The 26,622-nt window shown below is 73.6% G+C and carries 27 protein-coding genes; 9 read left to right on the forward strand and 18 right to left on the reverse strand.

All coding sequences use genetic code 11. The features are described 5' to 3' along the window. Positions 1–2 precede the first annotated feature (2 nt). The 5 genes from MLV88_RS01290 to MLV88_RS01310 form a co-directional block, all read right to left on the reverse strand. Entirely contained in the window at positions 3–935 is a 933-nt protein-coding gene (locus MLV88_RS01290; protein ID WP_242355915.1) for a carbohydrate ABC transporter permease, read from the reverse strand. Next, positions 926–1,969 carry an ABC transporter ATP-binding protein gene (locus MLV88_RS01295; RefSeq protein WP_308197066.1) on the reverse strand — a complete coding sequence of 348 codons (1,044 nt, stop codon included), beginning with the start codon at positions 1,967–1,969 and terminating at the stop codon, positions 926–928. Before MLV88_RS01295 ends, MLV88_RS01290 begins: the two co-directional genes overlap by 10 nt. Positions 1,970–2,177: 208 nt before the next feature. Then, positions 2,178–3,509, reverse strand: coding sequence for an ABC transporter substrate-binding protein (locus MLV88_RS01300; protein WP_242355917.1), 1,332 nt, complete (start codon positions 3,507–3,509; stop codon positions 2,178–2,180). 137 nt (positions 3,510–3,646) lie between these two features. Continuing rightward, positions 3,647–4,129 carry an adenosine-specific kinase gene (locus MLV88_RS01305; RefSeq protein WP_242355919.1) on the reverse strand — a complete coding sequence of 161 codons (483 nt, stop codon included), beginning with the start codon at positions 4,127–4,129 and terminating at the stop codon, positions 3,647–3,649. A gap of 139 nt (positions 4,130–4,268) precedes the next feature. Then, positions 4,269–6,038 (reverse strand): hypothetical protein, encoded by a 1,770-nt coding sequence (locus tag MLV88_RS01310; RefSeq protein ID WP_242355921.1) that lies wholly within the window; start codon positions 6,036–6,038, stop codon positions 4,269–4,271. A gap of 197 nt (positions 6,039–6,235) precedes the next feature. Here MLV88_RS01310 and MLV88_RS01315 point away from each other — a divergent pair, with 197 nt between their 5' ends. Then, the gene (locus MLV88_RS01315; RefSeq protein WP_242355923.1) at positions 6,236–6,628 is read left to right on the forward strand and encodes a hypothetical protein; all 393 of its coding nucleotides are present in this window, start codon (positions 6,236–6,238) and stop codon (positions 6,626–6,628) included. 17 nt (positions 6,629–6,645) lie between these two features. Here the strand turns inward: MLV88_RS01315 and cydB are convergent, their stop codons facing one another. The 4 genes from cydB to MLV88_RS01335 all read right to left on the reverse strand — a co-directional run bounded on the left by cydB (position 6,646) and on the right by MLV88_RS01335 (position 10,940). Beyond that, positions 6,646–7,674 carry a cytochrome d ubiquinol oxidase subunit II gene (cydB, locus tag MLV88_RS01320; protein WP_242355924.1) on the reverse strand — a complete coding sequence of 343 codons (1,029 nt, stop codon included), beginning with the start codon at positions 7,672–7,674 and terminating at the stop codon, positions 6,646–6,648. Next, positions 7,674–9,092: a cytochrome ubiquinol oxidase subunit I gene (locus tag MLV88_RS01325; protein ID WP_243336621.1), complete on the reverse strand. Its 1,419-nt coding sequence runs from the start codon at positions 9,090–9,092 to the stop codon at positions 7,674–7,676. The genes cydB and MLV88_RS01325 overlap by 1 nt, the downstream gene beginning before the upstream one ends. Positions 9,093–9,254: 162 nt before the next feature. Continuing rightward, positions 9,255–9,944: an alpha-ketoglutarate-dependent dioxygenase AlkB gene (locus MLV88_RS01330; protein ID WP_242360041.1), complete on the reverse strand. Its 690-nt coding sequence runs from the start codon at positions 9,942–9,944 to the stop codon at positions 9,255–9,257. A gap of 42 nt (positions 9,945–9,986) precedes the next feature. Then, positions 9,987–10,940, reverse strand: a complete 954-nt coding sequence (locus tag MLV88_RS01335; RefSeq protein WP_242371745.1) for a zinc-dependent alcohol dehydrogenase family protein — start codon at positions 10,938–10,940, stop codon at positions 9,987–9,989. Between the two features lie 116 nt (positions 10,941–11,056). Here MLV88_RS01335 and MLV88_RS24420 point away from each other — a divergent pair, with 116 nt between their 5' ends. The 3 genes from MLV88_RS24420 (at position 11,057) to MLV88_RS01350 (ending at position 13,395) form a co-directional block, all read left to right on the forward strand. Then, the gene (locus MLV88_RS24420) at positions 11,057–11,560 is read left to right on the forward strand and encodes a GreA/GreB family elongation factor (RefSeq protein WP_243336623.1); all 504 of its coding nucleotides are present in this window, start codon (positions 11,057–11,059) and stop codon (positions 11,558–11,560) included. A 172-nt stretch (positions 11,561–11,732) separates the two neighbouring features. After that, positions 11,733–12,500, forward strand: coding sequence for an SGNH/GDSL hydrolase family protein (locus MLV88_RS01345; protein WP_242371741.1), 768 nt, complete (start codon positions 11,733–11,735; stop codon positions 12,498–12,500). A gap of 214 nt (positions 12,501–12,714) precedes the next feature. Further along, positions 12,715–13,395: a YsnF/AvaK domain-containing protein gene (locus tag MLV88_RS01350; RefSeq protein WP_242371739.1), complete on the forward strand. Its 681-nt coding sequence runs from the start codon at positions 12,715–12,717 to the stop codon at positions 13,393–13,395. Between the two features lie 91 nt (positions 13,396–13,486). On the opposite strand, the gene MLV88_RS01355 is transcribed toward MLV88_RS01350, so the two are convergent. From MLV88_RS01355 to MLV88_RS01365, 3 genes are all read right to left on the reverse strand, one after another. Continuing rightward, on the reverse strand, positions 13,487–14,686 hold the full coding sequence (locus MLV88_RS01355; RefSeq protein WP_243336625.1) for a hypothetical protein: 1,200 nt from the start codon (positions 14,684–14,686) through the stop codon (positions 13,487–13,489). 92 nt (positions 14,687–14,778) lie between these two features. After that, the gene (locus tag MLV88_RS01360; RefSeq protein ID WP_243336627.1) at positions 14,779–16,482 is read right to left on the reverse strand and encodes a class I adenylate-forming enzyme family protein; all 1,704 of its coding nucleotides are present in this window, start codon (positions 16,480–16,482) and stop codon (positions 14,779–14,781) included. Positions 16,483–16,603: 121 nt separating this feature from the next. Next, complete coding sequence (locus tag MLV88_RS01365) at positions 16,604–17,155, reverse strand: YceI family protein (RefSeq protein ID WP_243336629.1); 552 nt, start codon at positions 17,153–17,155, stop codon at positions 16,604–16,606. A gap of 118 nt (positions 17,156–17,273) precedes the next feature. Between MLV88_RS01365 and MLV88_RS01370 the strand changes: the two genes are divergently transcribed. Continuing rightward, positions 17,274–18,176, forward strand: coding sequence for a LysR family transcriptional regulator (locus MLV88_RS01370; RefSeq protein ID WP_243336631.1), 903 nt, complete (start codon positions 17,274–17,276; stop codon positions 18,174–18,176). A gap of 51 nt (positions 18,177–18,227) precedes the next feature. On the opposite strand, the gene MLV88_RS01375 is transcribed toward MLV88_RS01370, so the two are convergent. Both MLV88_RS01375 and MLV88_RS01380 read right to left on the reverse strand, forming a co-directional pair. Beyond that, the gene (locus tag MLV88_RS01375) at positions 18,228–18,740 is read right to left on the reverse strand and encodes a hemerythrin domain-containing protein (protein WP_242333490.1); all 513 of its coding nucleotides are present in this window, start codon (positions 18,738–18,740) and stop codon (positions 18,228–18,230) included. Next, a complete protein-coding gene (locus MLV88_RS01380) occupies positions 18,740–19,201 on the reverse strand; it encodes a hypothetical protein (protein ID WP_242333492.1) in 462 nt (153 codons plus the stop codon). Before MLV88_RS01380 ends, MLV88_RS01375 begins: the two co-directional genes overlap by 1 nt. Positions 19,202–19,434: 233 nt before the next feature. On the opposite strand from MLV88_RS01380, the gene MLV88_RS01385 reads away from it, so the two are divergent. The 4 genes from MLV88_RS01385 (at position 19,435) to MLV88_RS01400 (ending at position 23,426) form a co-directional block, all read left to right on the forward strand. Then, positions 19,435–20,415 carry an NADP-dependent phosphogluconate dehydrogenase gene (locus MLV88_RS01385; protein WP_243336633.1) on the forward strand — a complete coding sequence of 327 codons (981 nt, stop codon included), beginning with the start codon at positions 19,435–19,437 and terminating at the stop codon, positions 20,413–20,415. 231 nt (positions 20,416–20,646) lie between these two features. Beyond that, positions 20,647–22,017, forward strand: coding sequence for a metallophosphoesterase (locus tag MLV88_RS01390; protein WP_243336635.1), 1,371 nt, complete (start codon positions 20,647–20,649; stop codon positions 22,015–22,017). Positions 22,018–22,071: 54 nt separating this feature from the next. Beyond that, positions 22,072–22,683, forward strand: coding sequence for a YitT family protein (locus MLV88_RS01395; RefSeq protein ID WP_243336637.1), 612 nt, complete (start codon positions 22,072–22,074; stop codon positions 22,681–22,683). Positions 22,684–23,015: 332 nt separating this feature from the next. Further along, positions 23,016–23,426 (forward strand): cupin domain-containing protein, encoded by a 411-nt coding sequence (locus MLV88_RS01400; protein ID WP_242333500.1) that lies wholly within the window; start codon positions 23,016–23,018, stop codon positions 23,424–23,426. A 52-nt stretch (positions 23,427–23,478) separates the two neighbouring features. On the opposite strand, the gene MLV88_RS01405 is transcribed toward MLV88_RS01400, so the two are convergent. The 4 genes from MLV88_RS01405 to MLV88_RS01420 form a co-directional block, all read right to left on the reverse strand. Continuing rightward, positions 23,479–23,982, reverse strand: a complete 504-nt coding sequence (locus MLV88_RS01405; protein ID WP_242333502.1) for an SRPBCC family protein — start codon at positions 23,980–23,982, stop codon at positions 23,479–23,481. Between the two features lie 143 nt (positions 23,983–24,125). Beyond that, complete coding sequence (locus tag MLV88_RS01410) at positions 24,126–25,382, reverse strand: MFS transporter (protein WP_243336639.1); 1,257 nt, start codon at positions 25,380–25,382, stop codon at positions 24,126–24,128. Continuing rightward, complete coding sequence (locus MLV88_RS01415) at positions 25,379–25,783, reverse strand: DUF3037 domain-containing protein (protein ID WP_242333506.1); 405 nt, start codon at positions 25,781–25,783, stop codon at positions 25,379–25,381. The genes MLV88_RS01410 and MLV88_RS01415 overlap by 4 nt, the downstream gene beginning before the upstream one ends. Then, positions 25,761–26,540 (reverse strand): phosphatidylinositol 4-kinase, encoded by a 780-nt coding sequence (locus tag MLV88_RS01420; protein ID WP_242333508.1) that lies wholly within the window; start codon positions 26,538–26,540, stop codon positions 25,761–25,763. The genes MLV88_RS01415 and MLV88_RS01420 overlap by 23 nt, the downstream gene beginning before the upstream one ends. Positions 26,541–26,622: the final 82 nt, after the last annotated feature.

Here is a 26,622-nt window from a genome sequence, read left to right on the forward strand (position 1 = left end):
CGCTACACCACCTCCGCGCGGTGGGCCACGCGCAGCATGAGCGCGGCGACCGCCACGAGGATGGGGACGAGGAACATCGAGATCGCCGCGCCCTCCGCCAGGTCGGAGCCGAGCACGCCGGTCTGGAACGCGAGCGAGGGCAGGACCTGCGTCGAGTCGTACGGCCCGCCCCGGGTGAGGATGTAGACGACCGTCATGTCGGTGAAGGTGAAGACCACGCCGAAGAGGAGGGCCACGTTGATGATCGGGCGCATCATCGGGAGCGTGATCTCGAAGTGCGTCCGCCAGAAGCCGGCGCCGTCCACGGCCGCCGCCTCCGGGAGCTCCTTCGGGATCGAGGTGAGCCCGGCGAGCAGGATCACCGTCGAGAACGGGATCATCCGCCACGAGTGCACCGCGATGACCGACGCCATCGCGAGCGCCGGCCGACCGAGCCACATCGGCGGGTCGAAGAGGTTCACGAGGTGCATCTTCGCGAGGACCCAGTTCACGACCGAGTAGATCGAGTCCAGGATCCACTTCCAGCCGATGGCGCCCAGGCTGATCGGCGCGACCCAGGGCAGCAGGATGAGGAACCGGACGAGCCCGCGCCCGCGGAACCGCTCCCGCAGCGCGAGGGCGAGCGCGTTCGCGCAGACGATGACGATCACCTGCGAGGCGATCGTGAACACGAACGAGTTCACGAGCGCCCGCCGGAAGCTCGGGCTCTCGACCACGCTCCGGAAGTTCTCGAGGCCGACGAACTCGTAGCCCACCGACCCCACCGTCACGTCGCCGACGCTGTAGAGGAAGGCGAGCACGAGCGGCAGCCCGAGGAGCGCCAGGATGTACACGAGCGCGGGCGAGAAGAGGGCGACGCCGAGCCGGGTCGCGCCGCTCACCCGGCGGCGCCGGCGGGGCGCCTCCCGCTCGAGCGCGGCCCCCGTCACCGCCACGACAGCTCCCGCGGGGCGGCGCGCTTGCCGGTCGCCCGGTCGAAGAACTTCACCTCGCTCGCCGGGACCGCGAAGTCGTGAGCCTCCCCCTCCCCGAGGCCTCCGCTGGCGGCGGTGGCGACGCGCGAGACGACCTTCCGGCCGTCGAAGCGGCCGCCGTCGATGACGCCGTGCAGGACCCGCTCCGAGCCGAGGAACTCGACGAGCCGGATCCGGAGGCGGATCGGCGCGCTGGGGCCGCGGACCATCGCCGCGGGGACGACGCTCTCGGGCCGGAACCCGGCGATGAAGTCGGTGTCCTCGACCAGGTTCATCGGCGGCGAGCCGAGGAACGTCGCGACGAAGGTGTCGGCGGGCTCGTCGTAGACCTCGTGCGGCGTCCCGATCTGCCGGACGATGCCCTTGTTCAGCACCACGATCCGGTCCCCCATCGCCATCGCCTCGACCTGGTCGTGCGTGACGTAGATGGTCGTGGTGCGCACGCGCTTGTGGAAGGAGGTGAGCTCCTCGCGCGCGGACGCGCGCAGCTTCGCGTCGAGGTTCGAGAGCGGCTCGTCGAGCAGGAACACCGTCGGCTCTCGCACGAGCGCGCGCGCGAGCGCCACCCGCTGCCGCTCGCCGCCGGAGAGCTCGCGCGGCTTCCGGCCGAGGAGGTGGCCGATGCCGAGCAGGCCCGCGGCCCACTCGACCCGCTCGCGGCGCTTCGGCTTCGGCACGCCGTGCGCCTTGAGCGGGAAGCCGATGTTCTGCTCGACCGAGAGGTGCGGGTAGAGCGCGTAGCTCTGGAACACCATGGCGATGCCGCGCGCCCGCGGCGGCAGGTCGGTGACCACGTCGCCGCCGATGAGCACGTCGCCGCGCGTGGGCTCCTCGAGCCCGGCGATCATCCGGAGGAGCGTCGACTTGCCCGAGCCGGAGGGGCCGAGGAAGACGAGGAACTCTCCGTCGCGGGTGACGAGGTCGACGTCGTTGACGGCGCCTTCCTCGGCCTTCTTGAACACCTTCGTGAGCCTGCGCGTCTCGACCACCGCCACCGGGCCCTCCGATCTCACGGGGGCTGCCGCCCCCGCCCCCCCCCGCACACCAACGGCGGGGCCCCCCCCCGCCAGCCCCGGGACCTCCCCCCCCCCCGGGGCCCCGCCCCGGCGGGCTCGCTTCGCTCGCCTCATCTCCGGCCGCCGCTAGAGGCGGTCTTCCACGTTCACGACGGGGTGCTACCCGCGCTCGCCGGGTCCCTGCGCCTCAGGCGGTCTTCCACTTGTCCCAGATCCGCTTCAGCTCCTTCTCCGCGGCCTTCGCCGAGTCCTCGGGCGAGAGCTCGTCGCGCGCGACCTTCGCGAACATGGTCGGGAGCACGAAGGTGTTGAACGCCTCGTCCACCGCGGCGGTGGCGTAGCCGGGGTACCCGACGTTCGTCGCCCACTCCAGCACGTTGCCGAGCACGGCGTACTTGTCCGGCGGCGAGCCCTTGGGGTCGTTCGCGATCTGCTGCTTCAGGTCGGGCACTGTCTTCGGGAAGCACGGGAAGTTGTAGAACTCGCTCGCCTTGAAGGCCTCCGCGAACGCGTCGATGTAGTCGACGAGGAACTGCTTCGCGCCCTCCGGGTTCTCGGCGAACCGCCAGATCGCGTAGCAGTCCATCACGTGCTCGGCGGCCATGCGGCGCACCGGCCCCTTGAGCGCGGGGACGATCTGGATCTTCTTCGACATCTCCGGGTTCTCCTTCTCCGCGGTGCGCGTGACGGAGATGGCGTTCGCGACGAAGGAGAGCTTTCCGGCGAGGATGCCGCGGTTGTTGGACGAGGGATCCCAGGTGAAAATCTCGCCCGTCTCGGCCTCCTTGTAGAGCGCGCGCATGTACTTGAGCGCCTCGATGGTCTGGGGGGAGTTGATGACGACGCGCCCCTCGGCGTCCTGCTCGGACGCGCCGAACGACCACATGACCGCACGCACGGCCATGTTGGTGTCGAGCTCCTGCGACAGCCCGATGCCCACCGGGTTCCCGAACTTGTCCTTGATGGCCTTGCCGCCCTTGCGCAGGTCGTCCCAGGTGTCGGGGCCCTTCGGGAAGCCCACCTGCGACCAGAGGTCCTGGCGGTAGTTGCCGGGGTCCGGGACGTAGCTGTCGGAGAAGGCGAAGTACTTCTTCGTCTTCGGGTTGAAGGTGGACTTGTGGCCGAGGTCGATCGGCTTGCCCCACTTCTTCTCCACCGACTGGTAGATCTCGGTGTGGTCGATGACCTGCTTCTCGTAGGCCGCGGGCGGCGAGAGGAACATGAAGAGGTCGTGGCCGCGCTGCGCCGAGACCTCCGCCGCTGCGCGCGCGTTGATCTCGCCGATGGCGATGTGATCGACCACCACCTGCGTGCCGTGCTTCGCGCCCCACTGCTTGCAGAACACCCCGTCGAACCACTTGTCGTAGCCGGGGACGAAGTGGCTCCACTGCACGATCTTGAGCGTCTTCTGCTGCGCGCGTGCGCGCCGCGGAGCTCCCGCCGCCGCCGCGAGCGCGCCGACGCCCGCCGCCTTGAGGATCTCCCTGCGCGTCAGGCCGCGCCTTCCATCGCTCGCCATGCCCGCCTCCCTCCGTCACACGATGGGTGACGTACGGAGAGGGCCCTAACGGCGGCGCCGGAGGCGGCACGCGCCGGACGGGGCCCCTGCGGCGCGTCAACGGCGGTCCGGCCGAGCGCCGCCTCGGCCGCCGCGCTTCACAGCTTGTAGCCGAACCGCCGGAGGAGCCCCTTGCGCTCGGCGACGTCCGCGTCGCTCTCCACGCCCGCCGGCGCGCCGCCGTCCACCACGCCGAGGATCCCTCGCCCGGCGTCGGTGCCGGCGACCACCACCTCGACCGGGTTCGCCGTCGCGCAGAAGATCGTGCACACCTCCGGCACGAGCTTGACCGCGTTGAGCACGTTCACGGGGAAGCCCTCGCGCAGGAACACCACGAAGGAGTGACCGGCGCCGATCGCCTCCGCGTTCCTCACCGCGAGCGCCACGAGCGCCGGGTCGTTGCCGGAGCGGCGGACGAGGCGCGGGCCGGACGACTCGCAGAACGCGAGCCCGAACTTGAGGTGCGGCGAGGAGCCGGCGAGCACCTCGTGCAGGTCCTCCACCGTCTTGATGAAGTGCGCCTGGCCGACGATCACGTTCACGTCGTCGGGCTTCTCGATTCGGACGGACGAGAGCTCCATCGCTGCCTCCGCGGGCGGACGGCGCGATCATGGCCGCGCCCGCGGCGCGCGGGCGGCGCGAGGTGGGTTGCCTCCCTCGGACGGCGAGCCCGGCGCGCCTGCCGGCGGCCGGGCCCCGTGGAGCGCGCGGGCGAGCCGGTCAGCCGAGCTCGAGCCAGGAGAACCACACCGGGTGGTTCGTCTTGTACCACTCCAGCACCCGGCGGATGGCGGCCTGCTTCTCCCGCGGCATGACCCGCTCGTCCACCCGGTCGAGGTGCACGCGGATCCTCTCGCCGTCGTGCTCGAGCGCCTGGGAGAGCATCGTCTGCAGCTCGTTCCGGATGCGGCCGGAGTCGGAGATCTTCACCGCGCGGCTCGCGGGATCCACGCCGGAGAGGAAGCGCGAGAGGAGCGGGCTGAAGATGAGCCGCGTCTCGTCGAACGACTCCATGAGCCGGAAGGTGAAGGTCATCTTCGCGGAGGCCTGCCGGGTGGCGAGCCGGGTCGTCACCTTGTAGACGCCCTCGCGCACCTGGGTGACGCCGGGCGCGCCGGAGTACGGGTCGTCGCACATGTAGCCGAGGCTCGCGAGGACGCCCCACTTCTTCTCGGGCAGGAAGTCGTCGGCCCGGATGACGCGCTGCTTGAGCGGCATCGCGGCGGCCTCCGCCTCCTCGATGGCCTCGGCGTAGGACTTCACCTCCCCCGCCTCGAGCACCCTCCCGCCGAACAGCTCGCCGAGCCGGCGCGCGAAGTCGGCGGCCCGCGGGTCGAGCTGCATGAGCTTGCCCTCGGCGTCGCAGGGCAGCGTGAACGCCGGCGAGAACGTGGCCATGGTCGTGTCCACGTCGAGCACGGACGAGAGGCTCGCGGCCTGCATGGCCTCGGCGGTGGCGGCGTAGCCGTCGCAGAGGAAGACGTGCGTCGCGCCCGCGCCGTCCGCCCAGCTCCCCACGAGGAAGGTCGGCGCGTAGGTGCCGGAGTCGGTGAAGACCTCGAGGCCGGACGGCGCCTTCCACCCGTCCTCCACGAGGTGGGCGCCGAGCGCCTTCCACTCCTCCCAGAGCTTCCCGAGCCGGCCCACGCGGCTCTTCCCGCGCAGCGTCCAGACGTGGACGTTCTCACGCCGGATGCCGGGGTAGGTCGCCTCGATGGCCTCCATCACCTGCTTGCGGGGCGTGCGGTAGTCGAGCAGGACCGAGTCGCGCTCCGCCGCGGCGGCGACCTTCCGCGGCAGCGTGAGGCAGCCCATGTACGACTCGTACGGCCGCGACACGGTGAGCGGCGAGTCGAACAGGTGGAACACCGCCATCGGGCCGGACGGCTTCCCCTCGGCGAAGCGGGAGGTGTTCTCGAGCGTGTCCACCGCGGCGCCCCACACCGTGATGCCGCGGTCCTGGAGCCAGCCGTAGAACTGCTCGAAGGTGTGACCCGGCTCGTTGAGCAGCCGGCGCACGCGGCGGTCCACGATGCGCGCCACCTCGGGCCGGGCGTAGACGCGGCCGAAGCCGAGCAGCGGGTTCGCGCCCATCTCCGGCGTCTCGCCGGCCTTGGGCATGAGCCCCTCGCCGAGGGAGACCATGATGGCGTGGTTCTCGGGGAGCGTGCGCGTGGTGGTCCAGAGGCCCTCGCTCATCACGTAGGCGCTGATGGCGTCGGCGTTCTTCTTCACCTGGTTGTAGGCCGCCTTGTCCTTGCCCGCGCCGGCGCCGTAGTCGCCGAAGAGCTTCGTGCCGAGCGCGGTCGCCGCCGAGGTCATGGCGAGGCAGCGGGCGATCCCGCGGGGCGTGAAGCTGTGGGCCGACACCGGATCGGCCTGGTAGCGCTCGACCTCGACGTCCTCCAGCCAGAGGTGGAAGCGCAGGAGCACCGGCCGGGTGTCGAAGGCCCACTGGGCGATGAGGTTGCGCTTTTCGATGTCTTGCACGGGGGTCTCCGGTGGGCGCGGTTCGGAAGGCTGGGGCATTTTATGAACTCGCGCCGGACCCGGAGCCACTTTGCGGCCTTCCGACCCCACGCGAGACGGAGCGAAGAAATCCAGGAAGCGACGCGGTCGCGTCAAGCGAAAGCGTTGCGCGCTGCGCCACGGGAGCGGCGCGCTCGCGAGCGCGTTAACCTCGCGCCGTGCACGACCTCCCGCCCCTCGCCGCGCTCCTCGCCCAGGATCCCCTCTGGTCGCCCTCCCCGGCCGACGCCGCCCGCCTCGAGCGGGACGCCGGGGCGAGCCCGCCGCCCGCGCTCGCGGCCGAGCTCCGCTGGTGGCGCGCCCTCGCGGCGGGCCGGGCGCAGCGCTGGGACGAGGTCTCGGTGCTCGCGGAGACGGGCCTCGGTGAGCCGGCCTCGGAGCGCGAGACGGTCCGGCTCGCGTTCCTGCACTGCCTCTCCGGGGACCTCGCCCAGGCCGAGCACCTCGTCGCGCAGGCGGTGCAGACCGGCAGCGACGAGGCCCTGCCACGGCGCTTCGCGGGCTGGTGCGAGCGGGAGGGGCTCTCCGCGGCCGCGGCACGGTTCCGCTGAAGGCGCGTCCGGACGGATCAGTACCCGTGCCCGCCGCGGTGCTCCCCCTCGCGGATCTTCCCGCGGAACACCCAGTAGATGAGGCCGGTGTAGCCGAGCACGAACGGCATCCCCATGGCGGCGATGATCGCCATGTTGCGCAAGGTCGGGCCGGTGGAGGAGCCGTTCCGGATCGTGATCGACAGGGCGGGATCGAGGCTCGAGGTGACGAGGTTCGGCCACTGGGCGAGCCCGAACAGCACCACGAGCCCGGCGACCGTCAGGGCGGAGGAGGCGAACGCCTGGAAGTAGCGGCGCAGGAACACGGCGCGCGGGACGTTCCCCGCCGCGAGGACGTTCAGGACGACGATGCCCCACGCCCACGGCAGGTGGGCGAAGTTCGCCGTCGCGCGCGGGATGGCCACGAGCGTGAAGATCGTCGTGAGCAGGTAGAGCACCGAGAACACGCCGGCGGCGCTCCAGGCCCAGCGGCGCACCTCCTCGTGTAGCTCCCCCTCGGTCTTGATGAGGAGCCACACCGCCCCGTGCAGCGCGAAGAGCGAGAGCGCGAAGACGCCGACGAGGAGCGCGTACGGCGAGAGGAGCCCGGAGAGCGCCACCTGCGCCTCGCCGTCGGCGCGCACCGGCAGCCCCATCATGACGTTACCGACCGCGGCGCCGAACAGGATGGGCGAGAGCGCGCTCGCGGCGAAGAAGGCGACGTCCCAGGTGTTGCGCCAGGCCCGCGACGGGCGGCGGCTGCGGAACTCGATCGCCACGGCCCGGAAGATGAGCGCGAGGATGAGCAGCATGAGCGGCGTGTAGAGCGCGCTGAACGCCGTCGCGTACGCCCGCGGGAACGCGGCGAAGAGCGCGCCGCCGAACGTGACGAGCCAGACCTCGTTCCCGTCCCAGACCGGCCCGATCGCGTTCAGCATCACGCGGCGCTGCTCGTCTCGCCGCGCGAGGAGGTAGAGCGTGCCGACGCCGAGGTCGAACCCGTCGAGCACCGCGTAGCCCGCGAGCAGCACGCCGAGGAGGACGAACCAGAGCACCTGCAGGTCCATCACCGCCTCCCCTCGCCTGCGAGGTGGGAGCGCCCCGGCTCCTCGTAGGTGGCCGCGACGTCCACGAGCTCCTTGCCCCTGGTCGGACCATGGGGCGGGACCGCCGGCGGCGGCCCGGCCTGGATCTTCGCGTTCATGACGTAGACCCAGACGAGGAACAGGCCCGCGTAGACGAGCCCGAACAGCGCGAGGGACTGGAGCACCTGGCCGTCCGTCACGGACAGCGAGAACGAGTGCTCGGTGCGGAGCAGGTTCCACACCGTCCAGGGCTGCCGCCCCACCTCCGCGACGATCCAGCCGAGCTGGTTCGAGGCGTACGTCCCGAGCACCGCGAAGACGAAGATCCACAGGAGCCAGCGCGTGCGGAAGAGCGTCCCCCTCCGGCGGAGCCACAGGCCGAGGAGCGTGAGCGCGATGAACGCCGTGCCGAGCGCGACCATCAGGTGGAAGGCGTAGAACGGCACGGCGACCGGCGGGCGCGCGTCGGGCGGCACCGACGCGAGCCCCGGGATGGAGGCGTGGGGGTCGCGGTGCACGAGCAGCGAGAGACCGCCGGGGATGGCGACGCCGAGCGCGACCCGGCCCTCCTCGGGCCTCGGCACGCCGAACACGTGGAGGTCCGCCGGGCCGTCCTCGAAGTGTCCCTCCATGGCGGCGAGCTTCGGCGGCTGGTGCTCGGCGACGATGCGCGCGCTCTGGTCGCCCGTGACGAGGAGGAGCACGGAGAAGATCGCCCCGAACGAGAGGGCGACCGAGAAGCTCCGCCGCGCGAACTCCTCGTGCCTCCCGCGCAGGAGGTAGAAGGCCGAGATGCTGAGCACGAAGAACGCGCCGAGCACGTAGGCGCCGTTGAGGGTGTGCAGGAGCCGGCCTATCGTCGACGGGTTCAGGACCGCGTCCCAGAACCCGGTGATCTCGGCGCGGCGCGCCGCGCCCTCGCCGACGACCCGGAACCCGGCGGGCGTCTGCTGCCAGCTGTTCGCGACGATGATCCAGACCGCCGAGAAGACCGAGCCGAGCGCGACCAGCACCGCCGACACGAAGTGCATCCGCGGCGACACCCGGTCCCAGCCGAAGACCAGCACGGCGAGGAAGCCCGACTCCAGGAAGAACGCGAAGATGCCCTCCGCCGCGAGCGCCGAGCCGAAGATGTCGCCCACGAAGACCGAGTAGCGCGACCAGTTCGTGCCGAACTGGAACTCCATGACGACGCCGGTCGCGACGCCGATGGCGAAGTTCGCCGCGAAGAGCCCGGTCCAGAAGTGGGCGGCCGAGTGATAGACGGGATCCTTGGTCCGCAGGTACTTCCAGAGCAGCACCGCGATCACCGCCGCGAGCCCGATGGTGAGCGGCGGGAACAGATAGTGAAACATGATCGTCAGCGCGAACTGCACGCGCGAGAGCGTGAGGACGTCCATCGGGCGCTCCTTCGCGGGGGGCCCCTCGCCACGGGAGGGGCCGCTAGAATGTGCGCCCCTCGCGCAGGAGCGTGAAGGAGAACCGCGCGTTCCCGGGGGGCCCCGCCGAACGGGCGTGCGCGCGTGCGCGCGCCGCCGGCGCCCCCGGTCGGAGGTGATGCGTCAGCGAGCGGGCCCGCCGGGCTCCCGGTCCGGCGCCTCGCCCTCGCCGTCCTCCACCTCGACCCCGTAGCCGCGCGGATCGAGGCCGTGGCGGAAGGCGATGCTGATCCGCGGCCCCGCCCGCGCGACCTTGGGGACGGAGTGCTGCCACGTTCGCTGCGTCCGGCCGCCGGTGACGAGCAGGTCGCCGCGGCCGAGCGCGAACGCCAGGGGCCGTCCGGCGCCCTTCCGGCGCAGGAGGAACCGACGCGGCTCCCCGAGCGACACCAGCGCGACGATCGGCTCCGCGACGCGCTTCTCGATCCGGTCGCCGTGCCAGGCCACCCCATCCGCGCCGTCGCGGTAGAGGTTGAACCCGGCGGAGTCGAGCTCGACGCCGTACCGGCGCGAGAGCGCCCGTCGCATCTCGTCCACGATCGCCGGCTCGAGCGGCACTCCGGACGCGGCGCTCCAAGGCGCCGTGAGCCGGGGCTCCTCCACCTCGCGGTCGTACAGCCTGCGCTTGCGCCGGCCCCAGCGGCGCGTGCGGAGGAGCTCCTCGAACAGCGCGTCCGAGCCGGAGACCCACCCCGGCGCGACGTCGATCCAGGACTCCGCGTCGAGCTCGATGCGGCGCACGCCGCCGAACGAGCGGTCGAACGACGGCGCGGCCGAGTCGAACAGCGTGGGCTGGAAGCGGACCGACGTCATGCCAGAACCGATAACCGGGCCCGGCGCCGCCGCCACGCCGCGTCACCGTCCGATGGCGAGGACGAGCTTGCCGCGCCCGTGCCCGGACTCGAGCCGGCGGTGGGCCTCGGCCGCCGCCTCGAGCGGGAGCACCGCGTCCACGAGCGGCCGGAGCTTCCCCTGCTCCACGAGACGCGCGAGCTCCTCGAGCCGCCGCCCCTCGCGCGTGAGGAACACGCCGTGGAGCGTCTGGTTCTTGAGATAGAGCGAGGTGAGGTCGCCGTCGCAGCCGAGGATCGTGGCGATCCGGCCGAACGGGCGCGTCGCCTCGGTCGACCCGGGCACCGTGGCGCCTCCCACGGTGGTGAGCACCGCGTCCACCCCCTGCCCCCCCGTCTCGCGGAGCGCGGCCTTCACGACGCTCTCGCCGCGGTAGTCCACGCAGACGTCCGCGCCGAGCGCGCGCAGCGTCTCCTGGTTGTCCGGGCCGGCGGTCGCGATGACGCGCGCCCCGGCCGCCTTGGCGATCTGGACCGCGAACGAGCCGACGCCGCCCGCGCCGCCGTGGATGAGCACGGTCTCGCCGACCTGCACCGCGAGGCGCCGCACGAGCGCCTCGTACGCGGTCCCGCCCGCGAGCGGGATCGCCGCCGCCTCGGCGTGCGTGAGCCGCGGCGGCTTCCGCGCGGCGATCGCCGCCTGCACGACGGCGTACTCGGCGTACGTACCGTGCGGGTTGCCGAAGATCTCCGGGGTGTAGAACACCTCGTCGCCCTCGCGGAAGCGCGTGACACCCGGGCCGACCGCCTCGACCACGCCCGACGCGTCGTAGCCGATCACGGCGGGGAGCTCGAGCTGCGCCCAGGTCCCGGAGTGCCGGATCTTCGCGTCGACCGGGTTCGTGCCCGAGGCGATGACGCGGACGAGGAGCTCGCCGGGGCCGGGCGTGGGCCTCGGGACGTCGCGGAGCTCGAGGACGTCGGGACCGCCGAACTTCGGGACCACCATGGCGCGCATGCGGGCGAAGTAGCCGGGCCGCGGCGCCGCCGCGGGCCGTCCTTGGGGCTGCGGCGACGCGCCCCGAGGGCCCGTCCTCGCGCGCCGGCGCGCCCGGGAGGACCTAGGATTGACTCGTGTCCAAGGCGTTCACGAGCGAGGAGACGCCCGACCTCGGCCCCGTCGTGCGGGCGCCGCCCCGGGTCGCCCCCGGCGAGGTGAGGTACGTCACGCCGGAGGGGCAGGCGGCGCTGCGCCAGGAGCTCGAGCGGCTGCGCGAGGCCCGGGCGGACGCGGCGGCGCTGCCGGAGCACGCGCGCGCCGCGCGGCGTGCCGAGCTCGACAGGCGGGCCGCGCTCGTCGAGGGGACGCTCGCGGCCCTGACGGTGCTCGGTCCCGAGAGCGCGCCCGAGGGCCGGGTCGGGTTCGGGACCTGGGTGCTCGTGGAGGACGAGGACGGGCGCACTCACTCCTGGCGCATCGTCGGGCCGGACGAGGCCGACGCGCGGCGCGGCCTCGTCAGCGTCAGCTCACCGGTGGCGCAAGCCCTCCTCGGTCACGAGGCCGGAGACACCGTGGAGGTGGATCTCCCCGCGGGCGTGCGCGAGTTCACGGTGCTCGAGGTCCGGCGCCGGAGCTGAGGCGGCCCCGCTTCGGGGCGTCCCGCGCCCCTCACCCGTGGCGCCCGTCCCACGAACACGGGCCGGGGCCCCCCTCGCGCCCTCGCTCGCATCCCGCTAGCATCGTTCCACCGTCCGGCGACCTTCCCGCTTCCTCGCGCTCGGGCGGCATCCGCCGGACCGTGGGCGTCACATGAGCGGAGCGAGGACGATCGCCGGCAGGTGGGCGCGGGGAGTGACCGCCGCGGCGGCGCTCCTCGCCGCGTGCATGGCGGGCCACGCCGCGCCTCCGCGAGACGCGGCGGTCCCGGACGCGCCTCAGGTGATCTTCTTCGGCTCGAGCACGACCGCGGGCACCGGCGCGTCCCGCCCCGAGCGGCGCTGGACCACGCTCCTCGCGCGTCACGCCGGGTGGAGCGAGGTGAACGAGGGGCTCCCCGGCTCGACGCTCACCGACGTGACCGGCCGTCCCGCGCCGTCGGGAGAGCTCCGCTGGCGGGCGCTCGCGGGGAGCGGCCTCCGCCCCGGCGTGGTGGTCGTGATGTACGGCGCGAACGACGCGATCGCGGGGGTGCCGCTCGGCGAGGCCGATGCGCCGGGGACGTTCCGGCATGCCGCCGCGTCCGTGCTGCGCGGTCTCCGCGCCGCGTTCCCGCGGGCGGTGCTCGTCGTCTGCACGCCGCAGCCCGGGCGGCGGCTCGACCGCGCACGGCGCGCCCCGTACGACGCCGCGCTCGCGGACGAGGCGCGCGCCGTCGGCGCCGTCGTGGTGCGCGGCGACGAGGCGTTCGCGCCGGAGGCGCTGCCGCGCTTCGCGGCGGACACGATCCACCTCAACGATGCCGGACACGCCGCGCTCGCCGCGTACGTGGAGCGCGCGCTCCTCGACGCGCGCGTAATCTCCCGGCCGCACGTCGCGAAGGGCGCCGGCTTCGGCGTCGACGGCGCGATGATGCCCTGAAGGCTCCGCGAAGGCAGCCGTACGGCGAGGAAGCCCCACGCCCGTGCGGAGCTCCGGCGAGACTGAGCGCGCGCCGGGTCCCCGCGCGTGCGGCGGCGCGAGGGTCCGCCGGCGAGGGCGCGTGCCCGTGGCGCTCGCCCGCCGCCCTCTTGCCGCGTGGCCGCGCGCACCCCAACTCAATGGGGACACCGCACATCCAAGGAAGGGGATCCGCATGTTCGAGAAGCAGGCGGTACGGGAAGGGATGAAGGTTCGCGCGCGTGACGGAGAGGATCTCGGGAAGATCGTGAGCGTCTCGTCGACGGGGATCGTGATCGAGAAGGGCTTCTTCTTCCCCCGCGATTACGAGGTGCCGATGCATCTCCTGAGCGACGTCCGCGACGACGAGCTCTGGCTGTCGTGCACGAAGGAGGACCTGAAGGTCGAGGGGGCGCTGACGGGCGGCGCCGCGACGACCTCGGAGCTGCGCTCGCCGGAGGCGGGCACGCGCGAGGAGGGGCGCATGCAGCTCTCCGAGGAGGAGCTCGAGGCGCGCAAGCACGTGCGGGACAGGGGTGAGGTCCGCGTGACGAAGGAGGTCGTCACCGAGCACAAGCAGCTCGACGTGCCGGTGATGCACGAGGAGGTCCGGGTGGAGCGCATTCCGGCCTCGGGGACCGAGCACACCGCGACGGGCGCGTTCGAGGAGAAGACGATCTCCGTCCCGGTGCGCGACGAGGAGGTCGAGGTGGTGAAGCGCCCGCGCGTCCGCGAGGAGGTCCGGGTGTCGAAGACCTCGCGGGTCCAGGAGCAGCGCGTCTCGGGCGACGTTCGCCGCGAGGAGGCGCGCATCGAGGGCGAGGGGGACCTCGAGCGCGACCCGCTCAGCCCGCGCCGCGATCCGGACGAGCGCTGACGGCCGGGGCCGGCCGTTGCCCGCGAGAGCGGGGAGCGGCCGGCCGCACCGCGCGAGGCGCGGCCGCCGCGACGGCGGCGGCCCGGCGCGGCTACCGGTGCTCGACCGCGAGCGGAGCGCCCCTCGGCGACTCGCCGCGGGCGTGCGCCTCCGGCTCTGCGCCCTCCCCGGGCCTCGCCACGATCCACTCTCCGTCCGGACCGGGCCGGAAGATGGCGTGGACCTTGAGCGAGATGCGCGAGGAGCGCGGATCGATCTCGTGGTGCTGCGGCAGATTCAGGTAGTAGAGCCGCGTCGGGGTGCCGAAGCGCAGGCGGCAGACCGGCGCCCCGCCGAAGTCGTCCACCGAGAACTCCTCGTTGCGCACCGGCGCGAGCCGGTGGTGCGGACCGAGGACGACGGACGACACGCCGTGGGTGGCGCCCGGATCGCGCTCGCCCATGACGCTCTCGGCGGAGCAGTTGCCGAACACGGTCACGGTGTCGCGCACGCCGGGGGTGTCCTCGAGGTACTCGCCGTAGAAGCCGGAGAGGACGTCGCGGTAGACGCGGTGCTCGGGCTTGGGGTTGCTCTGCACGACGAAGAGCGCGTCGAGCGTCTGGCGCGACCGGAAGAAGAGCTGGTTCGCGTGGTCGATGATCGCGCGGATGTTGGACTCGTACAGGTTGCGGTACACGTAGTCGAGGCAGACGAGGACCATGAAGTTGAAGGGCGTCGCCTCGTTCCGGAACAGGTAGAAGTGCCGGCCGCGGTACTGGTCCTCGTACTTGTCGAGGAACTCCTCGGCGCGGAACGGGTGGGTCTTCGCCTCGAGGAACACCCGCAGCCGACCCTCCGCGTCCTTCACGGCCACGCACCCGACGTTCACCGGCACGCCGAGCACGTCGCCGGAGTCGATGTCGCGATCGACGAGCGGGATCGCCTCAGCGTTGTCGGCCTTGAAGCGCTCGAGCAGCCCGCGGTAGGTCCTGAGCCGCACGTGCTCGAGGCCGAACATCGTGACGGTGCTCGGGCGGAAGCGCGCCGCGACGAGATCGAGCAGGGCGTCCAGGCGCTCGATCGGAACGCAGCTCTCGGGGAGCATGAGGAAGTGGAGCTTCTTGAGATTCCCCGGGCCCTCGTCCACGAGGTCGAGGACGGAGCGGATGGTCCGCCACTGCCCCTCGGGATCGGCGATCCGCCACCCCTCCTGCGTCCGGCGGAGGTGGTTCGGGATCTGCGCGATGAGGCAGTGCAGGTGATGCCCGAGCGGGTACGCGAGCCTCAGCCGCTTGTCGATGATGCGGACCATCCGCTGACGCTACGGTCCGCCTCATCCCGCCGTGAACCACCCCCGGCGGGCCCGTGGCGGGGTGGGCTCACCGCGCGCGGGCACCGGCCCCGTCACGCGGAAGCTCGCTTGTCCCACTTGCCCTGCCTGCGCAGGCCCTCGACGATCTCCTGCGCCCGTTCGCGCAGCGCGAGGTAGTCGGTCTTCGCGACGCGGTTCAGGGGGAGCGTCCCCGCCTCCACCACCTCGACGTGGCTCGGCCGCGCGTAGGAGGCGATGCCCGCGCAGGCCTGGCTGACCTCCTCGGGCGTCACGTCCTCGCCGGCGGCGCGCTCGACGAACATCACGACGGCCTCCACCCAGACGGCGTGCTCGACGCCGACGCACGCGGCCGCGCTCGCCCTGCCTCCGAGCGCGCCGACGACGTGGTTCTCCACGTCGCCGGGGAACACCTGGAACCCCTTTGGCTTGATGGTCAGCTTGGCGCGCCCGGCGAGCCGGAGCCCCTTCTCCGTGTACGCGCCGAGGTCTCCCGTGTAGCAGACCCCGTCTCGCGAGACGGCCTTCGCGCTCGCCTCCGGATCGTTCAGGTAGCCGAGGAACACCTGCGGGCCGGAGAAGCAGATCTCGCCGATCTCGCCGGGCGAGAGCTCCGGCCCGGCGGCGCCCTCGGCGCTCATGGGGCCGCGGATGGTGAGCGGGCAGAGCGGCGAGTCGAACCCGATGCCCTCGGCGAGGTCGTCGGCGGTCGCCCCGAGCGCGGTGTACGTGCAGAACCCGGAGGTCTCGGTGAGCCCGAGGCCGGTCCCGATCTCGGCCGCCATCTCGCGCAGCCGGTCGAGGAACGCGCGCGGCACGCCCTGGCCGCCGTAGATGGCGGCGCGCAGGCTCGAGAGGTCGACCTCGCGGTAGCGCCGGTGGTTCCACTCCAGGTTGAAGAGCGCCGGGATCTGCCCGACCACGGTGACGCGGTGCTGGGCGATCGCCTCGAGGCTCTTCTCGGCGTCGAAGACGTGCAGGAGCACCGAGGTGAGCCCGGCGTAGATCCCCGTGCCGAGCAGCTCGGTCGTGCAGCCGACGTGCGACGGCGGCAGGTTCACGAGGAGCCGGTCGCCCTCCTTCAGGCCGAAGCCGACCGCGAGCCCGACGTTCTGCACGAGGATGCTCTCGTGGCACAGGAGCGCGGGCTTCGGGGAGCCGGTCGAGCCGGTCGTGAAGATGACGAGGCAGCCGTCGCGCCGGCCGACCTTCCGGCGCGCGCGCCGCACCGTGCCGAGGAGCCGCGCGCGGACGTAGCCCGCCTTGATCCCCTTCGTGAAGTCCTTCACCCAGGTCGCGCCGGGCAGGATCCCGCCTGGCTCCTTCTGGAACTGCACCCAGTGCCGCACGCTCGCGCAGCCGCCGACCACCTCGCGGAGCACGGGCAGGAGCGCCGGCGCGCCGGCGAAGAAGTAGCCCTTCGGCTGGAGCTTCTCGAGGCACGCGCGCAGCTCGCCCGCGCGGAGGCGCAGGTCGAGCGGAGCGGCGACCACGCCGATGCGGTAGCAGGCGAGGACGAGGAAGACGTGCTCCTTGAGGAGCGGCAGGCTCGTCGCGAGGACGTCGCCCTTGCGGAAGCCGCTCGCGAGGAGCTTCGCCGCGAACGCGTCCACCGCGGTGTCGAGCGCCTTCCACGTGACCGTCTCGCCGGTGTTGTGCTCGACGAGGGCGATCGCGCCGGGGGCCCGGCGCGCGTGCAGGGTCACGCAGTCGGCGATGTTGTCGGGAAGCGCGGCGGCGCGAGCGCGGCAGTCGGCGTCCTGGGCGGGCGTCTTCATCGGTCGGCTCCTCTAGCGAGCCGCGCGGGGAGGCGGGGCCCGGTCGAACGACCGGGGTTCTACCCCACCTCCGCCGCACGATGAAGCGCTGCGGCACGATCCGGCGCCTGCCCGGGCGCCCCTACGCCGCGACCGTCGCCCCGGCCGTCTTCCGCACCGCCTCGAGCTCGATCGCGATCTCCACCTTCTCGCCCACGAGCACGCCGCCGGTCTCGAGCGCCGCGTTCCAGACGAGCCCGTAGTCTCGCCGGTCGAGCGACGCCTTCGCCGAGAAGCCCGCGCGCTCGTTGCCCCACGGGTCCTTGCCGGTGCCCGCGAACTCGGCCTCGAGCGTCACCTCGCGCACGACGCCGTGGAGCGAGAGGTCGCCCACGATCCGGAGCGCGCCGCCCACCTGCTCGACGCGCCTCGAGCGGAAGCTGATCTCCGGGTGCGCCGCGACGTCGAGGAAGTCCGGCGAGCGGAGGTGCGCGTCGCGGTCGGCGACGCCGGTGTCGATCGAGGCGGGGTCGATCGTGACCTCGACCGAGGAGCGGGCGAGGTCCTGCGGGTCGAGCTGCACGGTGCCCGTCCAGCGGCCGAACCGGCCGTGCACCTTGGAGATGACCATGTGGCGCACGGAGAAGTGCACCGCGGAGTGTCCGACGTCGATGTCCCAGGGGGTGGCTGCCATTTCGGTTCCGTCCTTTCGTGGGGCGCGCCTGCCGCGCCGTTCGTGTCCGCAGTCTTGCTATCGTTCCTCGTCAGGCGCAATCTGGACGCTGGCACATGTCTGTTCCATGGGAGGAACGATGGATCTCAACCTCCTCACCGTCTTCGAGGCCGTGGCGCGGAGCCGCAGCTTCTCCGCCGCCGCGAAGGAGCTCGGGCTGCCCAAGTCGTCCGTGAGCCGCGGCGTCGCGCGGCTCGAGGGGGAGCTCGGGGCGCAGCTCCTGCTCCGCACCACCCGCCAGGTGGCGCTCACGACGGCGGGCACCGCGCTCTACGACCGGGCGGCGCCGCTCTTGCGCTCGGTCCAGGCCGCCCTCGGCGAGGTGCCGGCCCAGGAGGAGGAGCCGAGGGGCCTCCTCCGCGTGACGGCGCCCGTCGACCTCGGGGTCCTCTTCCTCGCGCAGGTCGTGACCCGCTACACGGCGCGCTATCCGTCGGTGTCGGTGGACCTGCACCTCACCGGACGCGTGGTGGACCTCGTCGCCGAGCGCTTCGACGTCGCGCTGCGGGTCGGCGCCAGGCTCCAGGACTCCACGCTCGTCGTCCGCAAGGTGGCGCCGATCGTGCTGCGGCTCTTCGCGTCGCCGCTGTACGTCGCCCGCCGCGGCACGCCGCGCGCGGACGCCGAGCTCGCAACGCACGACCGCGTCGTGTTCCGCGGCGGGGCGGAGAAGCTGCGCATCGGAGGCGCGCGCGAGCCCGCGGACGCGAGCGGCCGGGCGCGGATCGTCTGCGATGATCTCCTCTTCGCGCGCGACGCCGTCCGCGCCGGCGCGGGGATCGGCCTCCTCCCCTCCTTCGTGGCCGAGCCCGACGTGGTGGCCGGCCGGCTCGTGCGGATCCTCCCGCGCCACGAGCGCCTCGCGGGCGCGCTCCACGTGGTGACGCCCGCGGCGAAGCACGTCCCGCGGAAGGTCAGCGCCTTCCGCGATCTCGTGGTGGAGCTCGCCGGCGCGCCGAGCGGCCTGCTCGGGGCGGGGTGAGCGGTGCGCGGATAGACGCCGGTCGGGGTCGAGGCCGGGGCGCCGCTCCGATCACCTTCCCCCGTGGCTCAGCGCGGATTGCCGGAGCGCGGCCTCGGCGGTGCGCAGGACGCGCGGCCCGTCTGCGTAGGGGGCGACCCGCACCGGCGGGTAGGCCCGCATGCGCTGGACGAGCTCCTCCGCCTCGGCCGCGAGCAGCGCGTCGCACTGGTCGTACACGCCGCCCGGCTCCTCCTCGCGCGCGTCGTGCGGCACGAGGATGGACCGCAGCTCCGTCACGAGCTCCGCGGTCGGGGTCGGGACGAGCAGCGAGGCGAGCGCGCCGTGCTCGATGCGGAGCTGGCGCGCGGCGGGGAGCGGCTCGCCGCCGCGCGCCCGCCGGGCCGCGGGCAGCAGGATCTTCTCCTCGAGCGCGATGTGGCGGAGCAGCCCGGCGCGGAAGGCGTCGAACGCGGTCCGCTCCAGCGCGCCCGCCGAGCGGACGGCGCGGTCGAGCAGCGCGTCGAGCCGGGCGTGGTCGTCGGTGAGGTGCCGGGCGATCGGCGTGGCGGGGGTGAGCGGCATCAGTCCTCCTCGTCCTCGGCGGCGCCCATGAGCAGCCGGTGCTGGGCCTCGCGCACCATCCGGTCCACCACGCGGAAGACCGCGGCGGAGAGCTCCTCGTCTGGGCGGCCGGCGTCGCCCGCGTGCCCGGCGGCGAAGAGGGCGAGGAGGGTCCAGTCCTCGGCGGAGACGGCGAGGTGCGTGTCGGGGCGGTAGCCGTCCGCCGTGGCGCGGAACGGCTCGAGGTCGCCGTGGACCGGGCGGAGCACGAGGAACCGGCCGCGGCGGCGCTCCCGGTGCGCGTCGACGATCCACTCGCGCCGCGCGGAGTCGCGGGTCCGCGCCGAGCCGAGGAGACCCGCGTCCGAACGCTGCAGCGCGCGGAAGGCGGCCTGCGCGTCCGGCGCGAGCGCCTTCCCGTTCGGATGGGCGGCGGCGCCGCTCTCGTAGCGCTCGAGGATCTCCGCGGGTTCGTAGGGCATCGGGCGCTCCTCTGGGGCGGCACCGGACCGGGCGAACGTCGTGCACGCCGTGCGAGGGTCTCTAGGCAGGCGGCCGCCCGCAGTCAACGCGAGCCGCGGGGCGGCGGCGGACCACGCGAAGGACGTGTCCGGCCGGGGAGCGACGGACAACGATGGGACGGTGGCCCGGAACGACGTGAGCGATTTGTCCAGCGCGCGGACCCGTGCGGCCGGCGCGCCGAGGGAGGTCCCGGATGGCTTACGCGGCGGGTGAGCTGGGCGTGGTGGGGCTCGGGAGGATGGGCGGAGGGCTCGCGCTCCAGGCGCGCGAGGTCGGGCTCCGGGTCGTGGGCCTCGACGCGCACGGGCTGCGCGCGGAGCTCCTCGCGGCGGGCGTGGAGGAGGCCCGAACGCTCGACGCGCTCGTCGCCGCGCTCGCGCCGCCGCGCGCGGTGTTCCTGTACGTCCCGGCAGGGCCCCCGGTGGACGCGCTCCTCGACGCGCTCGCGCCGCTCCTCGCCCGGGGGGACGTCGTGGTGGACGGCGGAAACTCGTACTGGGGCGACTCCATCCGTCGCCACGACCGGCTCGCGGGCCAGGGGATCGAGCTCGTCGATCTCGGCACGAGCGGCGGGGTCGAGGGCGCGCGGCGCGGCGCCTGCTTCATGGCGGGGGGTGAGGCCGCGGCGGTCGCGCGCGTCGAGCCGCTGCTCCGCGCGCTCGCGGTCGAGGACGGCTACGTCCACGCGGGCCCGCCCGGCGCCGGCCACTTCGTGAAGCTCGTCCACAACGGCATCGAGTTCGGGATGCTGCAGGCGATCGGCGAGGGCGTCGACCTCCTCGAGCGCTACCACGACCGGCTGGACGTCGCGGCCGTCCTCTCCGCGTGGCGGCACGGCTCGGTCATCCGCGGCTGGCTCATGGACCTCATGCACGCCGGGTACGAGTCGGAGGGCGGGCTCGAGGCCGTGCCGCCGTACGTGGAGGACACGGGCGAGGTCTCCTGGCTCGTCGCCGACGCGCTGCGGCTCGAGGCGCCGATCCCGGTCATCGCCCAGGCCGTCCTGCAGCTCTTCGCCTCGCGCGACGGCGAGAAGCGCTGGGCGCGCGCCGTCGCGATGATGCGCCACGGGTTCGGCGGCCACCCCTACGGTCCGAGCGCCCCCGTCGCGGAGGAGCGGCGCACCGGCCAGGTGGGCGGGACCTGGCGCGACGAGCACGACCGCCCCCGGTAGAGAGGCGCGTGGCGCCACCTCGCCGCGCCCGCAGGAGCCGATCGCTCTGGAGGTGAAGCCCGCGGGGCGATCCCGGCGCGCGGCGCGCACCCACAACCGCGCACCCGTCCGCACCTCCGAGGGGCCTCCGGACGGAATGTGGCGCGCGCGCCCGGCTGTTCAACCGGGGTCACCAAGAACCCGTCGTGCCCGCCCCGGCGTCCGCGCATGCGGACGTGGAAGGAGACGTCCGTGCGCCTCACCTCGCGCCTCCCCGCGCTCGCCGCGGCCCTCGCGCTCCCGCAGCTCGCGCTCGCCACGAGCATCGTGCGCGGGCCCTTCCTGCAGCAGACCACGCCCACGTCCACGATCGTGGTCGTCTCGACCGACGCGGCGGCGCACGTCGAGGCGGTCGCGGACCTCCCCGGCGGCGGCACCGCCCAGGCGAAGAGCGACGGCACGCACCACCTGCTGCGCCTCTCCGGCCTCCCGGCCGCGGCGACCATCCCGTTCCACGTGACGCTGGACGGCGCACCCGCCGGCGACGGCTCCGTGCGGACGCCCGCCGTGCCCGGCACCGAGGCCGCGCGCCACGCGGTGATCGGGGCGACCGCGGACACCGGCTCGGCCGGCCCGAACGCGCGCGCGAACGTCGCGCGCATGGAGCTGCGCGGCGTCGAGGCGGTGCTCACCATGGGTGACAACTCGTACCCCGACGGTGCGGCCGGCGAGTGGGACACGACGTTCTTCGGCGTGTGGAAGGACCTGATGCGGTCCGCGACGATGTGGACGGGCGTCGGCGACCACGAGTACCGGACGCCGTTCGCGCAGCCGTACCTCGACGCGGTCGAGCTGCCGCAGGGACCGCAGGGCGAGCGCTACTACTCGTTCGACTGGGGCGACCTCCACGTCGCCGCGCTCGACACGAACTGCATCGTCCCGATGGACGCGAGCCAGATGGGCTGCGACACGGCGACGATGGTCGCCTGGCTCGAGGCGGACCTCGCGGCGTCGAAGGCGCCCTGGAAGCTCGTCACGATGCATCGGCCCGCGCTCGCCACGGGTAAGTACGGCGTCTTTCCGGAGATCCCGCGGGCGCTCCTCGGCCCGTTCGAGAAGTACGGGGTGGACCTCGTCCTCCAGGCCCATAACCACCTCTACGAGCGCACCTGGCCGGCGCGGCAGGGTGCGGTCGTGAAGAAGGACTACGACCACCCGGGCGCCCCCGTGTACCTGACCGCCGGCGGCGGCAGCGACTACCTGTACGAGTCCGTCCTCCCGGCGGCGGAGTGGACCGCGTTCCGCGCGACCGAGTACCAGCACCTCATCCTCACGCTCGACGGCGGGACGCTCCTCGTGGAGTCGGTCCGGCCGGACGGCTCGCTCCTCGACAAGTTCCAGATCGTGAAGGACGTCCCGCCGCCGAGCGCCGACCCGCTCACGCCGCCGGCTCCCGGCGACACGACGACGCCGCCCCCCGTCCCGGAGCAGTCGGTCGCCGGCCCCAAGGGAGCGGGCGGAGGCGGCGGCTGCGGCTCGGGCCCCGGCGGCGCGCTCGCCCTCGGGATCGTCGGCGCGGTGCTCGCGTGGACGCGCCGGGGCGCCCGCGCCCGCCGGCCGTGAGCGGGCGCTCCCGGCGCGACATCGCCGGGCCGTTCCGCTAATCTGCCGCGCCTCATGGACACCGTCCTCCCGGCGGAGAGCCACAGCGCGTTCGACGACGCCCAGGCCATCCTGACCGCCTCGGCGCTCGTCGCGCTCGGCTACGGCTTCCTCGCGCAGGCGAAGCTCCTGACGGGCGGCACCGCCGGCGTCGCCCTCCTGCTCGCCCGGGTGACGCCCTTCTCCTTCGGCCAGCTCTTCGTCGCGCTCAACCTGCCGTTCTTCTGGCTCGGCGTCCGGCGGATGGGGTGGCGGTTCACGGTGAAGACGTTCGTCGCGATCGCGCTGGTGTCCCTCGCGTCCGATCACCTGCCGGCGGTGCTCCACCTCGACCGGCTGCACCCGCTCTACGGCGCCGTGATGGGCGGGGTCCTCGTGGGCGTGGGGCTCCTCGTGCTCTTCCGCCACCACGCCTGCCTCGGCGGGCTCAACATCCTCTCCATCCACCTGCAGGAGCGGCACGGCGTCCGCGCGGGCGCGTTCCAGATGGTCGTCGACGCCCTGGTCGTGCTCGCGTCGCTGTTCGTCGCGCCGCTCTCCACGATCGCCCTGTCGGTCGTCGGCGCGGTCGCGCTCAACCTGGTCCTGGCCGTGAACCACCGGCCGGGCCGCTACCTCGGGACCTGACCCCGGCCCGAGGCGGCTCGCAGGGCGGGCCGTACCTCGTGCAGTTCCTCACCCCGGCAGACGGCCGAGCTCCGGCGCGCGCTGGAGCGCCGCGGCTGGCGGCCGGGCGTCGGGCCGGACGGTAAGCCGGTCTCTGCGTCCGCGGAGCTCGCGATCGGGCAGCCCCCCGGGCGCTAGAAGGCCGGGTCGGAGCCGCCATGCGCGAGCGGCGTGTCCCGCCCGCTCGGACATTTCGAGCGAACCCGAACGACCGCCGCCGGCCGTTGAATGCGACAAGGTCTCGGAGCACCGTCTCTTCCCCGGCCGCGTCGGCCGGATGGGAGGACATCGCGATGGCGCGCATCTCGATCAAGCGGTTCTCGTCGCCGGACGAGACCCGTCCGTTCAAGGGCAACGGGCACGCGGAGATCCTGAAGTTCGGCGACGGGGTGGTGGGAAGGGGCGTGTTCGAGCCGGGCTGGCGCTGGTCGACGCACGTGAAGCCGCTCGCGGGCACCCGGAGCTGCCAGGCCGCGCACTCCGGCTACGTCGTCTCGGGCCGGATGCACCTCGTGATGGACGACGGCGAGGAGGCGGAGATCGGGGCCGGCGACTACGCCGTCATCCCGCCCGGCCACGACGCCTGGACGGTCGGCGACGAGGCGTGCGTCATCATCGACTTCGCCGGCATGGAGCACTACGCGGAAGGCCGGACCACCCGAGCCCAGCCCGGCGCGGAGTCCCAGGCCCCCGCCCATCACTGAGCGCTCCCGCTGGGGCGAGGCGCCGGGAGGCCGGCGCCTCCGCTCGAGCGCGCTAGGCGTGCGGCAACGTCGGCGGCGGCTGCCTCGAGGGCGGAGCCATCTCTGGCGCCCTCGGGGACGCCCCCGCGGACTCGAGCCGCTCCTTCAGGTTCTCGAGCAGCGTCTCGGCCTCGCGCTCGTTGGAATGGCGGAGGAACAGCTCCGCGACGTGCCCGAGCAGCGGCAGCGGGAGCTCGTACTGGATCTTCAGGACCACCTCCGTCCCGGCGTCGCGCTGCTCGAGGGTCCAGGTGAACGTGCTCGGGATCCCCTTCTCGTTCTTCGTCACGAAGCGGCGGGGCCGCACCGCCTCGACGGTCTCCGACCGTCCGTGAAAGCGCAGGCCAGCCATCTTGTAGGTCCAGTCCCAGTCCGCCCCGCCGCCCTCCTTGAGCTGGACGTTCGTGACCTCGACCAGGCTCGGCCAGATCTCGAGCAGGTTCCTCGGATCGTGCAGGTAGTCGAACACCCGCGCTGCCTCCACCTCGACGAGGATCTTCTTCTCGATCCTTTCCATGACACACCCCCACCCAACCCGACTTCGGTCCGGGCGGAGAACGTAGCCACTCCACCCCCCGCTGCTCGCCTTCTCGGCGGGAGCAATCGCGGGTACGGGCGCGCGGGGGAGGCGGCGGCGCGTGAATCGCGCGCGCGGCCGCATCAGCGCTCCGCAGACCGCGCGCTCCCTGCGCGCTCCTCGTCCGGCACCACGTTGCGGAAGCTGCGCCACAGCGCGAGGTCGTAGAGGATCTTGAGGCCGCCCGACAGGAAGAACGGAACGGACGAGAGCGCCGCGATCGCGTAGAGCGGTCCGGCGGCGAGCGGCGCGAGGGCCGCGCCGACCGTCCGGGCGATGCCGGTCACCCCGGCCGCCGCCGAGCGCTCGTCGGGGTCGACGACCGCCATCGTGTAGGACTGGCGCGTCGGCACGTCCATCTGCGAGATGGAGAACCGCACGAGGAGCACCGTGATCGCGAGCGGCAGCGTCGGCATGAGCGGGACGAGCACGAGGAGCACGTTCGAGGGCAGGTGCGTCGCCACCATCGTGTTCACGAGCCCCACGCGGCGGGCGATCCACGCGGCCGACAGCGCCGAGATCCCGGCGAGCACGTTCGCGCCGAAGAAGATCGCGCCGAGCCTCGCCGGCCCCACGCCGAAGCGCGCGTGGAACCACCAGGCGACGAAGCTCTGCACCACGAGCCCGCCGGCGAAGGCGTCGACGGAGAACAGCGCGGAGAGGCGGAGGATCGTGCCCCGCGAGCGGTGCAGGCCGAGGCGCGAGCGGCGGGAGGCGGCCGGCGCCGAGGGCGCCTCCACCGCGGGCGACAGCCGCGTGAACACCGCCGCGAGCGCGAGCCCCGCCGCGCCGTAGCCCGCCATCACGGCGCGGTAGCTCGCGAGCGGCGCGACGCCGCGCGACTGGAGCGCGCCGGCGAGGCCGCCGCCGGCGAGCGCGCCGAGGGCCGTCGCCGCGGATCCCGCGAGCTGGTACCAGGCGAACGCGGCGGTCCGCCGCTCCGCGGGGAGCTCCTGCGAGAGCGCCGCCTGCTCGACGGCGAGGAACGGGCCGACCTCGTTCCCCGAGGGGCTGATCACCCCGACGGTGGCCGCGAGGAGGAGGAGCGCGAACGAGGTCGTGGCGGCGAAGGCGGCGCCCGCGAGCGCCATGAGGGCCGCGCCGGCGAGGAGCATGCGCCTCCGCCCCCAGCGGTCGGCGTGGGTGGTGATCACGAGCGAGAGCGCGGTGTCGCCGAGGAGCGTGAGCGTGAGGAGCGCCCCGATCCGCCGCTCGCCGTAGCCCGCCGCGGAGAGGTGGAGCACGAGCACCACCGAGACGAGCCCGTACGCGAAGAGCCTCAGGGCACGCGACGCGAAGAGGACCGGGACGTCGCGGAGGGGCGCGGGCCCGGGCGTCATGGCGCAGGGGCCCGGGGCTGCCGCACCATGCGCTCGAGGAGCTTCTCGAGCGCCCGCGCCGGGTCCTCGCACACGCCGGAGTGCACCGGCCCGACCTGGATGACGGTGCTGCGCGGCGCGACGAGCCAGTGGAAGCGCTCCCGGAGCGAGAGCCGGCCGATGGGCCCGCTCCCCTCCCCGCCCGCCGCGACGCGCGAGAGCGCGGCGAGGTGCTCCTCGACGAGCGGCAGGTCCACCCCGGGGAAGAGCGCGCGGAGGCGCTCCCGATCGAGCTCCACGCGCGCGGCCAGGAAGTCCCGCTCGAGGCAGAAGAGGATGACGCCCGCGTTCAGGAACTCCTCGCGCTCGACGCGCGGGACGACGCGGACGACGGCGTAGTCAAACGAGCAGTGCGCGGGCACGTTCGGCCTCCTCCACGAAGAGCGGCGCCGCCGCGAGGCGGCGCTCGAGGAGCCGCACGTACGCCGCGCGGTGCTCCGCGACCGAGGCGAAGCGCGGCTCGCCCTCGAGCCACGCGTCCGGCACCTCGCCCACCGCGCGCGCGACGGCCCCGCCCTCGAGCCGCGCGGCGAGGCGCGCGCCGGCGGCGGGGAGCTCGGCCGCCCACTGCAGGAGCACGTGGTCCTTCACCGCGCGAAACGGGGTGAGCGCGGGGTCCGGCGCGTCCGGCCAGGCGTGGTGGAAGTAGAGGGACGCGCCGTGGTCGATGAGCCAGAGCCGCCGGTGCCAGCAGAGCAGGTTCGAGTTCCGCGCCGTGCGGTCGACGTTCGTCACGAGCGCGTCGAAGAACACGATCTCCGAGGCCTCCGCGGCGGAGGGCGGCGGCCCGGCCACCGGATCGAAGGTGGCGCTGCCCGGCAGGTAGTCGAGGCCGACGTTCGCCCCGACGCTCGCCTTGAGGAGATCGCGGATCTCCCCGTCCGGCTCGTTGCGCCCGAGCTCCGCGCCGACCTCGAGCCGGACGAGCTCGGGGACCGGCAGGCCCGCCGCGCGGGCGAGCTCGCCGGCGATCACCTCCGCGACGAGCGCCTTCGGCCCCTGCCCCGCGCCCCGGAACTTCGCGACGTACAGGCCGTCGTCGTCGCCCTCGACGATGGCCGGCAGCGAGCCGCCCTCGCGCAGCGCGGTGACGTAGCGGGTCGCGGTGACGGTCCTCATCCGGACAGGTTACCGCGCCGGCGACGCGCCCGCGATCACGCCGCGCCCGCGGCCTCCGGGCAGGACTCCCGCGCCGCGGGCG

This window comes from Anaeromyxobacter soli, assembly GCF_022808855.1.
Lineage (GTDB): Bacteria > Myxococcota > Myxococcia > Myxococcales > Anaeromyxobacteraceae > Anaeromyxobacter > Anaeromyxobacter soli.

What these genes read in the sequence shown, in the direction of transcription:
- MLV88_RS01300 (WP_242355917.1), bottom strand. Translation starts at nt 3,509, where the DNA reads ATGGCGAGCGATGGAAGGCGCGGCCTGACGCGCAGGGAGATCCTCAAG.
- MLV88_RS01305 (WP_242355919.1), bottom strand. Translation starts at nt 4,129, where the DNA reads ATGGAGCTCTCGTCCGTCCGAATCGAGAAGCCCGACGACGTGAACGTG.
- cydB (WP_242355924.1), bottom strand. Translation starts at nt 7,674, where the DNA reads ATGGACCTGCAGGTGCTCTGGTTCGTCCTCCTCGGCGTGCTGCTCGCG.
- MLV88_RS01325 (WP_243336621.1), bottom strand. Translation starts at nt 9,092, where the DNA reads ATGGACGTCCTCACGCTCTCGCGCGTGCAGTTCGCGCTGACGATCATG.
- MLV88_RS01330 (WP_242360041.1), bottom strand. Translation starts at nt 9,944, where the DNA reads ATGACGTCGGTCCGCTTCCAGCCCACGCTGTTCGACTCGGCCGCGCCG.
- MLV88_RS01335 (WP_242371745.1), bottom strand. Translation starts at nt 10,940, where the DNA reads ATGCGCGCCATGGTGGTCCCGAAGTTCGGCGGTCCCGACGTCCTCGAG.
- MLV88_RS01345 (WP_242371741.1), top strand. Translation starts at nt 11,733, where the DNA reads ATGAGCGGAGCGAGGACGATCGCCGGCAGGTGGGCGCGGGGAGTGACC.
- MLV88_RS01350 (WP_242371739.1), top strand. Translation starts at nt 12,715, where the DNA reads ATGTTCGAGAAGCAGGCGGTACGGGAAGGGATGAAGGTTCGCGCGCGT.
- MLV88_RS01355 (WP_243336625.1), bottom strand. Translation starts at nt 14,686, where the DNA reads ATGGTCCGCATCATCGACAAGCGGCTGAGGCTCGCGTACCCGCTCGGG.
- MLV88_RS01360 (WP_243336627.1), bottom strand. Translation starts at nt 16,482, where the DNA reads ATGAAGACGCCCGCCCAGGACGCCGACTGCCGCGCTCGCGCCGCCGCG.
- MLV88_RS01365 (WP_243336629.1), bottom strand. Translation starts at nt 17,155, where the DNA reads ATGGCAGCCACCCCCTGGGACATCGACGTCGGACACTCCGCGGTGCAC.
- MLV88_RS01370 (WP_243336631.1), top strand. Translation starts at nt 17,274, where the DNA reads ATGGATCTCAACCTCCTCACCGTCTTCGAGGCCGTGGCGCGGAGCCGC.
- MLV88_RS01375 (WP_242333490.1), bottom strand. Translation starts at nt 18,740, where the DNA reads ATGCCGCTCACCCCCGCCACGCCGATCGCCCGGCACCTCACCGACGAC.
- MLV88_RS01380 (WP_242333492.1), bottom strand. Translation starts at nt 19,201, where the DNA reads ATGCCCTACGAACCCGCGGAGATCCTCGAGCGCTACGAGAGCGGCGCC.
- MLV88_RS01385 (WP_243336633.1), top strand. Translation starts at nt 19,435, where the DNA reads ATGGCTTACGCGGCGGGTGAGCTGGGCGTGGTGGGGCTCGGGAGGATG.
- MLV88_RS01395 (WP_243336637.1), top strand. Translation starts at nt 22,072, where the DNA reads ATGGACACCGTCCTCCCGGCGGAGAGCCACAGCGCGTTCGACGACGCC.
- MLV88_RS01400 (WP_242333500.1), top strand. Translation starts at nt 23,016, where the DNA reads ATGGCGCGCATCTCGATCAAGCGGTTCTCGTCGCCGGACGAGACCCGT.
- MLV88_RS01405 (WP_242333502.1), bottom strand. Translation starts at nt 23,982, where the DNA reads ATGGAAAGGATCGAGAAGAAGATCCTCGTCGAGGTGGAGGCAGCGCGG.
- MLV88_RS01410 (WP_243336639.1), bottom strand. Translation starts at nt 25,382, where the DNA reads ATGACGCCCGGGCCCGCGCCCCTCCGCGACGTCCCGGTCCTCTTCGCG.
- MLV88_RS01420 (WP_242333508.1), bottom strand. Translation starts at nt 26,540, where the DNA reads ATGAGGACCGTCACCGCGACCCGCTACGTCACCGCGCTGCGCGAGGGC.